Genomic DNA, 12,851 nt, shown 5'->3' with positions numbered 1-12,851 from the left:
TTCCGGGGGTCGGGGGGCATGGGGATGGGGTTGGGGTCTGTCCGCTCGAAGGTGGTCGCGGCCGGTCTGGTCCTCGCTGTGGCGGGCGGAGTGGCAGCCTGGCAGCTGCTGCCCGTGGGCGGCGAGCAGCACGGCGCGATCCGCGTCGGGACCACCGACACCGTCTCCGCGCTGGACCCGGCGGGCGCCTACGACGCCGGCTCCTGGGCCCTGTACAGCAACGTCTACCAGTCGCTGCTGACCATCAAGCCCGGCTCCGACACCCCGGTCCCGGACGCCGCGTCCTCCTGCGCGTTCGTCGGGCAGAAGCTGACCGCCTACCGGTGCGAGCTGCGCCCCGACCTCACCTTCGGCGGAGGCCGCCAGGTCACCGCCGAGGACGTGAAGTTCTCCTTCGACCGCATCAAGCAGATCAACTCCGACCAGGGCCCGGCCCCGCTCTTCAACACCCTGGAGTCGGTCAAGGCCGAGGGCCGCACGGTCACCTTCACCCTCTCCGCCCCCGACGCCACCTTCCCCTTCAAGATCGCGACGGGTGCCGCCTCGATCGTGGACAAGGAGCGGTACCCGGCCAAGGCGCTGCGCGAGGACGGCAAGGCCGACGGCACGGGCCCCTTCACCCTGACCGGCTACAAGGCCCGTACGACCGCCGAGCTCAAGCCCAACCCGGCGTACCGGGGCCAGGCCAAGCCCGCCAACGTGGCGGTCACCGTCCGCTATTACAAGGACTCCGCCCAGCTGGACCAGGCGTGGCGCGACCACCAGATCGAGGTCGCCCACCGGGACATGCCCCCGGCGGTGCTCGCGGGCCTCAACCCCGGCCTGAAGGACACCCGCTACCAGACCTCGGGCGGTACGGAGGCGCGCCACATCGTCTTCAACGTGCGCCCCGGCTCGTCGGTCCAGAAGCCGGCCGTCCGCCAGGCCGTGGCCGCCGCGCTGGACCGGTCGAAGATCGCCACTGACGTCCACAAGGGCACCGTCACCCCGCTCTACTCCCTCGTTCCGGCCGGGATCGCCGGGCACAGCACGCCGTTCTTCGACACCTACCCGGCGCCCAACGGCACGACGGCCCGCAAGCTCCTCGCGGACGCGGGCGTCGCCACGCCGGTCTCCGTCACCCTCGGGGTCAACACGCGCGGCCCGAACCTGGCCGAGGCCGAGGAGATCAGGCGGCAGCTGGAGTCGACCGGCCTGTTCCAGCTGAAGATCAAGCCGGTCGAGGCGTGGGAGGACTTCCAGAAGGCCTACGCGGCGGGCGAGTTCGACGCCTACACGATCGGCTGGATCGCCGACTTCCCGGACGCGGACAACTTCCTCGCCCCGCTGGTCGGCAAGGACTCCAGCATGAACAACGGCTTCTCCGACAAGGCCGTCGACGACCTCATCGCCCGCAGCCAGTCCTTCCAGAACCGCGCGGAGGCCGCCAACGACTTCCGCGAGCTCCAGCGGGTGGTGTCGCAGCAGATCCCGATGCTGCCGATCTGGCAGAAGAAGGACTACGTCCTGTCCCGCGAGGCCGTCACCGGTCTCCAGTACCTCTCCGACGGCACGGGCGTATGGCGCCTGTGGGAGCTCAACTGGCTCTAGGCGGCGCGATGGTGTCCCCGTGGGCCACCAGCAGCGTGCGCAGGGCGGCGGCCAGCGCGTCGCAGTCCGCGCGGTCCAGGGGGGCCAGTAGCCGCGCGTACTGGGCCAGGTGCTCTTCTATGACGGAGTCGGCCAGGGCGCGACCCTTGTCGGTCAGGCGGATCCGCACCGAGCGGCGGTCGGCGTCGTCGCGGACCCGTTCGACCAGACCCTTGGCCTCCAGGCGGTCGATCCGGTTGGTGATCGCGCCCGAGGTCACCATGGCGGCCGGGATCAGCGCGCCCGCCGTCAGCGCGTACGGCGGGCCCGACCGGCGCAGGGTGACCAGTACGTCGAATTCGCCCACTTCCAGGCCGCGTTCGGCGGTGAAGGTCTTGAGGTGCTTGTCGATGGTCCGGTTCATGCGCTGGATCCGGGCCAGCACCTCGACCGGCCACATCGCCTCCGTGAGGTCGGGGCGCTCCCTCTCCCACTGGCCGACGACGGCGGCCACCATGTCCTGGTCTTCACGGGCCTCTTCCATACCCTGAGAATACCTCAACGTTAAGACACTTGACGTTGAAGGGGTCTGCCTGTTTTTATCTCAACGTTGAGATTGTCAAGGTTGAGACGTGAAGGGGAGTGGGTCGTCCATGACGGTCACCGCCACCACCAGCAGTAACAGGGGCACCAGGAGCACCAGGAGCACGTCCCCCGCCCCCGTCCCCGTCCTCTGGCTCGCCCTGCTGGCCACCCCCATCGCCGCCGGGGCCAACGCGCCGGTGCTGATCCTTCCGGACATGGCCCGCTCCCTCGGGGTCGCCGACGGCACCGCCGCCTGGCTGCTCATCGCCTTCGGCTGGGCCATGGCCGTCGGCACCCCCCTGATCGCCGGGCTGCTGCGCCGCCGGGGCCTGGCCGCGGCACTGCGGCTGGCCACCGCCCTCGTGCTGGCCGGCACCCTGCTCGTCGCCGCCTCCCCCTGGCTCCCGCTCACGCTGATCGGCCGCTGCGCCCAGGCCGCCGGCGGCGCCGGGCTGGTGGCGGCGGCGATGAGCCTCGCCGGCTCCGCCCGCCGGATGGGCGTGATCAGCGCGGGCTTCGGCATGCTCGGCGCCTCCGGGCCGCTGCTGGGCCGGACCCTCGCGGACGGCGCCTCCTGGCGGCTCGCGCTCGCCGTCCAGGCGGTCTCCCTGCTGGCGGTGCCCGTCGTCCTGCGCCGCGCCGGCGGCGGGGCGCCCGCCCCCGCGGGCCGCTTCGACGCACACGGCGCCGCCCTGCTGACCGGGCTCGCCACGGCCCTCGTACTGCTGCCGACCCAGCCGCTCGCCGCCCTGTGTGTCGCCCTCGTCGCCGCCGTCCTGCTCACCCTGCACGTACGTCGCCGCCCCGACGGGTTCGTGCCCGTCGCCCTGCTGCGCCGGCCCGTGTTCGTGGTCTCGGCGCTGCTCGCGCTGGCCCTGTCGGCCTCCTACTTCACCCTGCTCTTCTCGGCGCCCCGGCTGCTCGCCGACCGCGCCGGGTGGGACGCCGCCTCCGCCGGGGCCTGGCAGCTGCTCGCCCTGCTCGCCGGGTCCGCCCTGTCCTGGCCGCTGGCCGCCGCCTCGGCCCGGATGGGGCGCGCGGCCGTCCGTACGGTGCTCGTCGCGGCGGGGGCCGCCGCCGCGCTCACCGGGATCCTCGCCTCCTCCGGCCCGCTGCTGGTGGTGGCCACCGGGGTGGGCGTGTTCACCGCCACCGGCGCCAACGGCGTCCTGTCGACCCACGCCGTGGCCTCCGCTCCCGACGAGGCCCACCGGCCGAGCGCCATCGGCCTGTTCACCCTCTGCTACCAGCTCGGCGGCGCCTTCGGCCCGGCGGTCGCCACCCTCCTGGTTCTCGGCTCCTGACCGCGGCAGCCGGGGGCCGCTCCGCTCAGTCCTCCTCGGGCCTCGGGTCCGAGGCCCGCTTCCCGCCCCGCGACACCGCCGTCCGGGCCATGCCCGGCAGGAAGTCCGCGAACAGCTCGTGCACCTCGCGCACCAGCGGCCGCAGCACCCGGAACCGGGCCAGGACGATGCCCCGCGTGGTCAGCTGCGCGCCGCGCTCGGCGAGCCGGCGGGTTTTCTCGCTCTCCGGCGAGCGGTCGAAGACCCAGTACAGCACCAGGCCCATCTGCGAGAGCCACATCAGCTCCGGCAGGACGTCGGCCAGTTCGTCCGGAACCTTGGTCTTCGCCCCGGCGAGCACCTCGCGGTGGATGCCGATGGCCGCCTGCCGCGCCGGCTCCGACTCCGGGGAGAACGGGCTGAGCGGGCTCTCCGGGTCCGCCGCGTTCTTGAAGAACTGCGAGGCGAACTCGTGGTAGGGCGCCGCGATGTCGAGCCAGCTCGTCAGCACCCCGGCGAGCCGCTTCTGGAGATCGGGCTCCCGGTCCAGGATCGGCCGGACCGCGGCCTGGTGGGCCGCGCCGATCCGGTCGTAGAACCCCTGGACCAGGTGCTCCTTCGACTCGAAGTAGTAGTAGGCGTTGCCGACCGAGACCCCCGCCTCCTTGGCGATGGCCCGCATGGTCGTCTTGTCGAACCCGCGCTCCTGGAACAGCCGGAGCGCGGTCTCGAGGATGAGCGTGCGGGTCTGCTCGCTCTTGGGAGCCTTCTGATCTGTCACGGTGTCCGACCTTATCGGGAGGCGGAGCACTGCTTGTCACAGGCCGGTTCGCCGGGCTCCGCTTCGGACTTGGTACGGACCGCGTGCCGGACGGCGGCGGCCGTGTACAGGGCCGCCCTGGCGAAGGGGCGGCCGGCCGGGGTGGCCAGCCCGTCGGCCTTCGCCCGGTGGTCGGCCAGTGCCCAGAGGCACACGATGAGGGCGTCCGTCCCCCACCACACCTGCCCCTGGTCCCCGATCACGGTGATCTCCCGGAGGGTCCGGGCGTGCGCCAGTTTCGGGAACCTCCGCCAGGCCTCGGCGGATGCGGCCGGCACCAGCCGCAGCGGGACCAGCCGGCGCTGTCGGCCCAGCCAGTTCCGGATGTGCACGCACACCGGGCAGTCGCGGTCGTAGAGGACGGTCAGGTGCCGGACGCCGGCCCGCTGGGCCACGGCTCAGGCCCCGGCCGGAGCGGTCCACCCCTGCGGGGCGACCGGCGGCACCGGCGGGTGCAGCGCGGCCTGCCGCTCCATGATCCCGCGGCGGCGCATCCGGCTCAGCACCCAGACGTTTCCGAGGTGCATGACGCCGAGCACCAGCAGGACCACGCCGAGCTTCACCGACAGGGCCTCGAAGAGCCCGCGCGCTTCGAGCACGGTCTCGGTCGAGCGCAGGTAGAGGGTCACGAAGCCGATGTTCACGAGGTAGAACCCGACGACCAGCAGGTGGTTCACGGCCTCGGCGAGCTTCTCGTTGCCCTGGAGCACGTCGGCGATGAAGATCCGCCCGTTGCGGCTGAGGGTGCGGGCCACCCAGATCGTGAGCCCGATGCTGATGAGCAGGTAGATGACGTAGGCGACCACGGTGAGGTCCATTGCCCCAGCCCCTTTGAACGCGTTCAACTGCTGACGGCCCTGACTGTAGACCTTGTTTTGAACATGTTCAAGCCTGGTTCGCGCCGGGATCAGCGGAGTTTCAGGGGGTGGTCCGGGGCGAGGTGGTTCGCGAGGGCGACCAGGACGTCCGTGCTGGGGTTCTGGACCGTGCTGCCCCGGCCCTGGGTGGACACCGTCGCGATCGCGAGCTTCTTCGCCGGCAGGTAGGCCACGGTCGCCGCGTACCCGGCGAAGGACGGGTTCTGCAGGATCCAGCCGTTCTGCACGACCAGGCCCAGGGCGTACGAGGTCCCGGGCGCGATCGTCGAGACCGGGGCGAGCTGAGCCTTGTGGGAGCGCGGGCTCAGCAGTTTCCCGTCTCCGATCGCCGCGAAGGACGTGGCCATGTCCGCCATCGTGGACGTCATCACCGCCCCGGGCGCCAGCGTCCACGACGGGTCCCAGTACGTGGAGTCCTCGAAGACCTTGCGCTCGTTGTCGAAGGCGTGCAGCACCGGCGGGGGGATCTCGGCGGTGGTCGGGTTGGCGGTCCCGGTCAGCCCCAGCGGTTCGATGATCTCCTCGCGCATCACCTCGGCCAGCGGCCTGTCCCGTACCCGGGCGATGACGTCGCCCAGGATCTGCCAGTTGGCGTGCGAGTACGCGAAGCCCGAGCCGGGCTCCCGCACCAGCGGCCGGTCCACGGACATGCGCACGAGCTCCTGCGGCGTCCACTGCCGGAACGGGTTCTCGTACAGGGCGGCGACGAACCTCGGGTCCCGGACGTAGTCGGCGTAGCCGGAGGTGGTGGAGGCCAGCATCCGCAGGGTGATCGCGTCCGCGTGGGGCAGGTCGGGGCGCCAGCGGGAGATGCTGTCGTCCAGGGAGACCCGGCCCTCGTCGACCAGCTTCAGCAGGGCGGTCGTCAGGTAGGGGATCGCGACGGCGCCGTTGCGGAAGCGCATGTCCGGGGTGGCGGGGATCCCGGCCATCGACTCCCCGGCCGCGACGGAGGCGACCCGCTCGCCGCCGCTCCACACCTCGGCCATGGAGGCGGTGAGACGGTACTTTGCCAGAGACTCCCGCACCTGCCGCCCGGCGAAGCCGGCGGCGTCCCCCGGCAGGCAGGTACCGCCCCGGGAGACCTGCCCGGCCGGGCAGCCCGGCCCGTCCCCCACGGCCGGGGTCGACCCGCAGCCGGACAGCAGCGCGGCACCGAGGACCATCGTGAGCAGCAGCGCGGGCTTCGCGGAACAACGGCGCACGGGGCCTCCCTGCGGGTCGGAGGAGCTCCCCTCCCGTTTCGGAGGCTAGACCCGCCCCCGGCCCCCGGCCCGCCCGCAGCCGCCGGGGGAGTGACGCCGGCAAGGCTGCCACCCGCTCGCCCCGGCAACGCCCGAGGCCCGGCTGCTGCTCCGTCACTCCGGAGAGGGAGGCGTACGCACCAGACTGTGGTCGAGGGCGTCGAGATCGGGTTCGTCGAGCGTGCCCACGCCCTTGGTCTCCTCGGCCAGGAACATGATCAGGACGGCTGCGGCGACACCGAGGACGGAGACCGCCAGACCGAACCGCGAGCGCCAGCCGGCCAGGTTGCCGCCCAGCCAGAAGTAGAGACCGGCCGACCCGACACCCGGCAGGACGAACACGAGCCAACGGACCTTGTCCAGCGTGTAGGCGAAGGGATGGCCACCGCGGGCCCGGCTCCCCTTGTAGACCTCCCACTGCCACACATGCATGGACACCAGCGAGGCGAGCTTGCGGCGCAGATGGTTGTTGATGTACCCGGCCAGTCGCAGGATTCGAATGGTGCGATCCGAGTACAGACCGGCGAGCATCGCGAAGAGCGGAGGGAAGTACAGCAGTACCGAGCGGATGTTCTCCGCCTTCGGACCGGAATCGTTGAACAGCGGCTGGGCCAGAGCGGCCATGGCCGCAGACACCATGAAGGCGAAGTTCATGATCTGCTTCTGATGGTCCTGATAGCGGCCTATTTCCTCGCGCAGCACCTCGTACTCGGCTATCAGCGCGGCGCCGATGAGTTCCAGCTCAGCGTCGCTGTGGACGGTGGCACCCGGACGCGTCGGCGTGTGCGGCTGACGGCTCTGCGGGACTCCCTGGCTCAACCCTTCCCCCTGTGGTCGATGTGCCGCCTGCGGCGGCGGTGGCGATCTCCAGTTCGGCCATGGCACTGTCGGCACCCGAGGCCAGCGCTTCCTCCCACCGCTTCTGTGTGGACGCCGCGAAGGTCATCGTCCGAATGCCCCGGGCGCGCAGTTCCGAGCACAATCCCGGCTCCAGGAACCGGCTCTGCATGACCACCCAGCCGGATCCGGCCGCGGTGGCCATGGCTGCGACATCCATCGGCAAACCGGCGAACAGGGCCCCGCACGCGGCCGCTCCCCACTGGGCCGAGACCAGCCGTACCACGCGGTGGTTGAAGCCGATGACCCGTGTGTTCCCAGGCCGGGGCACCTGCGCGAGCATGGCGGCCGCAGTGCGCGCTTCTTCGCCGGGCCCGGCCTTCAGGTCCACGACGACGGGCAGGCCGAGCGCTCCGAGCGTGGCCAACGCCGCCTCGACGGGCGGGAACGCAGCCGGGTCCAGGGCCTCGGCCGATGCGTCGGCGACGGTCCGCAGCGCGGTCTCCTTGGCGAGGTGCGCCGCGCACGGCAGGACCACGGCGACCCCGTCTTGCGTGCACGCAACGTCCACCTCCGCCACGCAGCCCGTGCCGCGGAGCACGGCGGCATCGTCGAGGCACACGTCGTGGACGACGATTTCCGGTACCAGTCCCGTCACGGACGCACCGTGACGGCCCGCGCACCGAATGCCGGCGACTTCCCGGCGGCCAGGCCCAGGTGACCGGCACCCACCAGTCCGGCGCGGTCACCCAGCCGGGCGGTCACCACGTGCGGGACGGACAACCCGGTCGTCTGCCCGCTGAGCACCTCGTGCAGCCGGGCCTTGACGCCCTCCCTGAACCACGCGTTGTGCAGCCACACACCGCCACCGACCGCAACGGAGTGCGGATCACACAGCCCTGCGACGAAGCCGATCACCAGCGCAGCCGCCTCCACCGCGCCCTGACAGGCCGCGTCGCACTCCGGGCCTTCCACACGATCCTCGCCGACGAAGGGAGCGAGGGCCTTGCCCCCCGCTCGCTGGTTGACGGTGCGGCCGTCGGGCGGGAGTGGCAGCGCCGAGATCAGTCCGAGCGATCCGTGCGCCCCGAGGTCCAGCCGTCGGCCTTGGACCAGGGCGACACCCACACCGGTACCGAAGTTGACGAACGCGACGCGGTCCTCCTCGCCGTGGCCGCCGTATACGGCTTCACCGAGGCCCTGAGCACTGACGTCGTTGACCACGCTGACAGGCAGCCCCAGCCGGTCCGAGAGCTGCGCTGCCATGTCGTAGTCCCGCAAGTAGGGAAGGCTGCCGCTGCTGAGTACCGTCCCCGTTGCCGGGTCCACCGCCCCGGTCGAGCCGACTCCGACCCCCGTGAGCGGCCCCAGACCCGGCCCCTCAAGGCCGGACCGCAAGCGCTCGACACCCTTCACGACGGCCTCGGTGATGTCCGAGGACGAGGTGAAGCCCCTGGAGTCCACCTCCTGTACGTGTGAGGTCCTCCCCTGTCCGTCGGCCAAGGCCACACGCAGCCGCGTCTTGCCGAAGTCCACGGCGACGGCGTACTCGCTCATGTTCATCCCTCCACTCGGGCCACGGGCGTGATTCCGTGGCTGACGCACCACTCACCGAGCCAGCGGGTGAACTCCTCCCCGGCCGACAACAGGAAGCCGGTCCGGCTGCCGCTGATGTCGTGGAGCTCCGTCACTCGGCCGCCCGCCTCGCACGCGAACAGCATGGCGGCCGAACGGGTCCAGCCGCCACTGCTCTCCAGACTGACAACGGCGTCCAGTTGGCCCTGTGCCAGCAGCACTGCCTCCAGTGCCTGACTGACGACGATCCGCACGCCCTGGGTGTGGTCCAGCAGGTGGTCGATCAGGCGCAGGGTGGCGGCGCGGGCGCCCCTGCTCATTTTCGGGGTCAGCATGACCGAGATCAGCGACGCGTCGATCGGCCGGGCGACGGTGTGGACCGGTTCGGCGGGGCCGGCATCCGCTGCGAAGCCGCCCGGTGTGATGGTGTGACGGACTGTGCCCCCGCCGGCGACCGCCGTCACCAGCCGACCGTGTTCGACGTCGAGGACAACGGCGAGTTCGGTGCGGTCCCCCTGTTCGAGGGTCACGCACACGGAGTACCAGGGGAGCCCCCTCGCGAAGTTGACGGTGCCGTCGACGGGGTCGAGCCGCCAGCGCCATCGCGGGCAGTCGGGGAACACGGGTGACGAGGCGGCGCGGTGGGGGGCAGCGCCGGGCAGGTCTTCGGCGTACACGGCCGCATCACCGCGCACGGTGGTCAGGCGGTCGGCCAGGAAGCGGCCCAGCGCCCGGTCGGTCTCGGTCACCAGGTCACGGACGCCCTTGATCTCGGCGGTCCGGTCGGGGTTGCGCAGGTACCGGTCTGCGGCCTCCAGCAGCACACGGCGTACGCTTTCGGCTTCGCTCACGTGGGCCGCTCCTCCGCGGGGCCGTAGAACTTCATGATCCCCCGTGGTGGGAGGGCGGCATGGCCCCGGACCATCGCCGTCACGGTCAACTCCAGGGAGCGAGCCAGGTGACGGGATTTGCGGCCGGCGAAGTCACCGGCCTCGTGGTCGGCCGCGTATTCCTCTTTGAGGAGCAGGATGCAGATCCGGTCGGTGAGTTCGCCGACGGTCTCGGAGAGGTGGAGGGGCGGAGACTCGCCCGACGAAGTCCGATCGCGCTGCAGCTGCTGGGCCAGTTGATCGATTCGGTTGATCTGGTCCGTGCGGATCGCGTTCGACCGGTCGATCATCTGCTTGGTCCGGGCCAGCTGCGCCATGCCGGTTGCCGGGTCGTGGGAGACGTCTTCCAGCTTCCACTGTTCCCGGTTCTGCCGGAGCAGGGCTTCCGCGGCGTTGAGCAGTTCGACCAGGATCCGTCCTGCCGTGCCGGGCGCCTGGCGTCCTGCTTCTTCCAGCGCGCTGCCGAGGAGTGCTCGCAGGCGTAACGCGCCCGTCTCCGTCGTGCCGTGCTCGTGTAAGGAGTCAGTCACAAAGCGCAAGAATAGGGTCCGGTCCGTTCGGCGAACAGCCCAAGGAGGCGGCCCGGGCACGGGCGAGGCCCCGTAGCCGGACTGTCTCCGGGTACGGGGCCTCGCGGCGTCAGACGGACGCGGATCAGAAGCGGCGCGTGATCAGGGCGCGCTTGACTTCCTGGATCGCCTTCGTGACCTCGATGCCGCGCGGGCACGCGTCGGTGCAGTTGAAGGTCGTGCGGCAGCGCCACACGCCGTCCTTGTCGTTCAGGATCTCCAGCCGCTGCTCGCCGGCCTCGTCACGCGAGTCGAAGATGAAGCGGTGGGCGTTGACGATCGCCGCCGGGCCGAAGTACTGGCCGTCGTTCCAGAACACCGGGCACGAGGACGTGCACGCGGCGCACAGGATGCACTTGGTGGTGTCGTCGAAGCGCTCGCGGTCCTCGGCGGACTGCAGGCGCTCGCGCGTCGGCTCGTTGCCCTTGGTGACCAGGAACGGCATGACGTCCCGGTACGCCTGGAAGAAGGGCTCCATGTCGACGACGAGGTCCTTCATCACCGTGAGGCCCTTGATGGCCTCGACGGTGATGGGCTTCTCCGGGTTGATGTCCTTGATCAGCGTCTTGCAGGCGAGCCTGTTCTTGCCGTTGATCCGCATCGCGTCGGAGCCGCAGATGCCGTGCGCGCACGAGCGGCGGAAGGTCAGCGTGCCGTCGAGGTCCCACTTGATCTTGTGGAGACCGTCGAGCACGCGCTCCTTCGGGTCGATCTCGATCTGGAAGTCCTGCCACTCCGCCTCGGCCGAGACCTCGGGGTTGTAGCGGCGGATCCGGAAGGTGACCGTGATGTTGTGCGAGGCCGCGGCCTCGGACTCCACCTTGTCGAGGGTCGGAGTAGCCATCAGTACTTACGCTCCATCGGCTGGTAGCGGGTGACGACGACGGGCTTGTAGTCCAGGCGGACGGAGTCCTTGCCGTCGGCGCCGACCTCGCGGTACGCCATGGTGTGGCGCATGAAGTTGACGTCGTCGCGGTTCGGGTAGTCCTCGCGGTAGTGACCGCCGCGGGACTCCTTGCGCGCGAGGGCGGACACGGCCATGACCTCGGCCAGGTCGAGCAGGTTGCCCAGCTCGATGGCCTCCAGCAGGTCCGTGTTGAAGCGCTTGCCCTTGTCCTGGACGGACACGTTCTTGTAGCGCTCGCGCAGCTCCGCGATCTTCTCGACCGCGGTCTTGATGGTCTGCTCCGTGCGGAACACCATCACGCACGCGTCCATCGTCTCCTGGAGCTCCAGGCGCAGGTCGGCGACCCGCTCCTTGCCCGTGGAGTTGCGCAGCTGCTCGACCAGGTCGGCGACCTGCTGCGCCGGGTTCTCCGGCAGCTCGACGAAGTCGTGCTTCGCCGCGTACTCGGCCGCCGCGATGCCGGAGCGCTTGCCGAAGACGTTGATGTCCAGCAGCGAGTTGGTGCCCAGGCGGTTGGCGCCGTGCACCGACACGCACGCGACCTCGCCGGCCGCGTACAGGCCGGGGACGACGGTGGTGTTGTCCGCCAGGACCTCACCCTCGACGTTGGTCGGGATGCCGCCCATGGCGTAGTGCGCGGTGGGCTGGATCGGGATCGGGTCCGTGTAGGGCTCGATGCCGAGGTAGGTGCGCGCGAACTCCGTGATGTCCGGCAGCTTCGCGTCCAGCTGCTCCGGCGGGAGGTGCGTCAGGTCCAGGTACACGTGGTCGCCGGCCGGACCGCAGCCGCGGCCCTCACGGATCTCGGTGTAGATGGAGCGCGAGACGACGTCACGGGACGCGAGGTCCTTCATGACCGGCGCGTACTTCTCCATGAAGCGCTCGCCGTCCTTGTTGCGGAGGATGCCGCCCTCACCACGGGCGCCCTCCGTCAGCAGGATGCCCATGCGCCAGATGCCCGTCGGGTGGAACTGGAAGAACTCCATGTCCTCCAGCGGCAGGCCGCGGCGGTAGCAGGCCGCCTGGCCGTCACCCGTGAGGGTGTGCGCGTTGGAGGTCACCTTGAAGAACTTGCCGGTGCCGCCGGAGGCGTAGATGACCGCCTTGGCCTGGAAGACGTGGATCTCGCCGGTGGCGAGCTCGTACGCGACCACACCCGCGGACTTCTTGACGCCGTCCTCCTCGACCAGCAGCTGGTCCAGGACGTAGAACTCGTTGAAGAACTCCACGCCCTCCTTGACGCAGTTCTGGTACAGCGTCTGGAGGATCATGTGGCCGGTGCGGTCCGCGGCGTAGCAGGACCGGCGGACCGGCGCCTCGCCGTGGTTGCGGGAGTGGCCGCCGAAGCGGCGCTGGTCGATGGTGCCGTCCGGGGTGCGGTTGAACGGCAGGCCCATCTTCTCGAGGTCGAGGACCGCGTCGATGGCCTCCTTCGCCAGGATCTCGGCGGCGTCCTGGTCGACCAGGTAGTCACCGCCCTTGACCGTGTCGAAGGTGTGCCACTCCCAGTTGTCGTCCTCCACGTTGGCCAGCGCGGCGGCCATGCCGCCCTGCGCGGCGCCCGTGTGGGAGCGGGTGGGGTAGAGCTTCGTCAGCACGGCGGTGCGGCTGCGCTTCGTCGCCTCGATGGCGGCGCGCATGCCCGCGCCACCGGCGCCGACGATGACGGTGTCGTACTTGTGGATCTTCATTGG

14 protein-coding genes are annotated in these 12,851 nt (G+C 70.7%); 2 read left to right on the top strand and 12 right to left on the bottom strand.

Translation table 11 applies throughout. The annotated features are described in order from the left end of the window. Positions 1 to 24: 24 nt before the first annotated feature. Positions 25 to 1,590, top strand: coding sequence for an ABC transporter substrate-binding protein (locus ACFY15_RS04350; protein ID WP_390824973.1), 1,566 nt, complete (start codon positions 25 to 27; stop codon positions 1,588 to 1,590). Here the strand turns inward: ACFY15_RS04350 and ACFY15_RS04345 are convergent. Beyond that, entirely contained in the window at positions 1,577 to 2,113 is a 537-nt protein-coding gene (locus ACFY15_RS04345; protein ID WP_390687699.1) for a MarR family winged helix-turn-helix transcriptional regulator, read from the bottom strand. The two genes, ACFY15_RS04350 and ACFY15_RS04345, sit on opposite strands and share 14 nt — an antisense overlap. Positions 2,114 to 2,222: 109 nt before the next feature. Here ACFY15_RS04345 and ACFY15_RS04340 point away from each other — a divergent pair, with 109 nt between their 5' ends. Beyond that, complete coding sequence (locus ACFY15_RS04340) at positions 2,223 to 3,458, top strand: MFS transporter (RefSeq protein WP_390824972.1); 1,236 nt, start codon at positions 2,223 to 2,225, stop codon at positions 3,456 to 3,458. Positions 3,459 to 3,483: 25 nt separating this feature from the next. Here ACFY15_RS04340 and ACFY15_RS04335 read toward each other — a convergent pair whose 3' ends face one another. The 11 genes from ACFY15_RS04335 to sdhA all read right to left on the bottom strand — a co-directional run bounded on the left by ACFY15_RS04335 (position 3,484) and on the right by sdhA (position 12,848). Beyond that, a complete protein-coding gene (locus tag ACFY15_RS04335; RefSeq protein ID WP_390687701.1) occupies positions 3,484 to 4,218 on the bottom strand; it encodes a TetR/AcrR family transcriptional regulator in 735 nt (244 codons plus the stop codon). An 11-nt stretch (positions 4,219 to 4,229) separates the two neighbouring features. Beyond that, the gene (locus ACFY15_RS04330) at positions 4,230 to 4,652 is read right to left on the bottom strand and encodes a thiol-disulfide oxidoreductase DCC family protein (protein ID WP_390687702.1); all 423 of its coding nucleotides are present in this window, start codon (positions 4,650 to 4,652) and stop codon (positions 4,230 to 4,232) included. Positions 4,653 to 4,655: 3 nt separating this feature from the next. Next, on the bottom strand, positions 4,656 to 5,075 hold the full coding sequence (locus ACFY15_RS04325) for a hypothetical protein (RefSeq protein ID WP_390824971.1): 420 nt from the start codon (positions 5,073 to 5,075) through the stop codon (positions 4,656 to 4,658). Between the two features lie 89 nt (positions 5,076 to 5,164). Then, positions 5,165 to 6,340 carry a serine hydrolase gene (locus ACFY15_RS04320; protein WP_390824970.1) on the bottom strand — a complete coding sequence of 392 codons (1,176 nt, stop codon included), beginning with the start codon at positions 6,338 to 6,340 and terminating at the stop codon, positions 5,165 to 5,167. A 153-nt stretch (positions 6,341 to 6,493) separates the two neighbouring features. Next, positions 6,494 to 7,198 carry a hypothetical protein gene (locus tag ACFY15_RS04315; RefSeq protein WP_390824969.1) on the bottom strand — a complete coding sequence of 235 codons (705 nt, stop codon included), beginning with the start codon at positions 7,196 to 7,198 and terminating at the stop codon, positions 6,494 to 6,496. After that, positions 7,122 to 7,874, bottom strand: a complete 753-nt coding sequence (locus ACFY15_RS04310; RefSeq protein WP_390824968.1) for a glycerophosphodiester phosphodiesterase — start codon at positions 7,872 to 7,874, stop codon at positions 7,122 to 7,124. The genes ACFY15_RS04315 and ACFY15_RS04310 overlap by 77 nt, the downstream gene beginning before the upstream one ends. Next, complete coding sequence (locus ACFY15_RS04305) at positions 7,871 to 8,752, bottom strand: ROK family protein (RefSeq protein WP_390824967.1); 882 nt, start codon at positions 8,750 to 8,752, stop codon at positions 7,871 to 7,873. The genes ACFY15_RS04310 and ACFY15_RS04305 overlap by 4 nt, the downstream gene beginning before the upstream one ends. A gap of 23 nt (positions 8,753 to 8,775) precedes the next feature. Next, the gene (locus ACFY15_RS04300) at positions 8,776 to 9,642 is read right to left on the bottom strand and encodes an inositol monophosphatase family protein (protein WP_390824966.1); all 867 of its coding nucleotides are present in this window, start codon (positions 9,640 to 9,642) and stop codon (positions 8,776 to 8,778) included. Beyond that, entirely contained in the window at positions 9,639 to 10,211 is a 573-nt protein-coding gene (locus ACFY15_RS04295) for a DUF4254 domain-containing protein (protein ID WP_390824965.1), read from the bottom strand. The genes ACFY15_RS04300 and ACFY15_RS04295 overlap by 4 nt, the downstream gene beginning before the upstream one ends. A 124-nt stretch (positions 10,212 to 10,335) precedes the next feature. Next, positions 10,336 to 11,094 (bottom strand): succinate dehydrogenase iron-sulfur subunit, encoded by a 759-nt coding sequence (locus ACFY15_RS04290; protein ID WP_366450339.1) that lies wholly within the window; start codon positions 11,092 to 11,094, stop codon positions 10,336 to 10,338. Further along, the gene (sdhA, locus tag ACFY15_RS04285) at positions 11,094 to 12,848 is read right to left on the bottom strand and encodes a succinate dehydrogenase flavoprotein subunit (protein ID WP_390687705.1); all 1,755 of its coding nucleotides are present in this window, start codon (positions 12,846 to 12,848) and stop codon (positions 11,094 to 11,096) included. Before sdhA ends, ACFY15_RS04290 begins: the two co-directional genes overlap by 1 nt. Positions 12,849 to 12,851: the final 3 nt, after the last annotated feature.

This window comes from Streptomyces sp. NPDC001373 (genome assembly GCF_042895815.1).
In the GTDB taxonomy this organism is placed as follows: domain Bacteria; phylum Actinomycetota; class Actinomycetes; order Streptomycetales; family Streptomycetaceae; genus Streptomyces.
The sequence above is the reverse complement of the archived record's forward strand: the minus strand, read 5'-3'. Positions and strand labels throughout refer to the sequence as shown.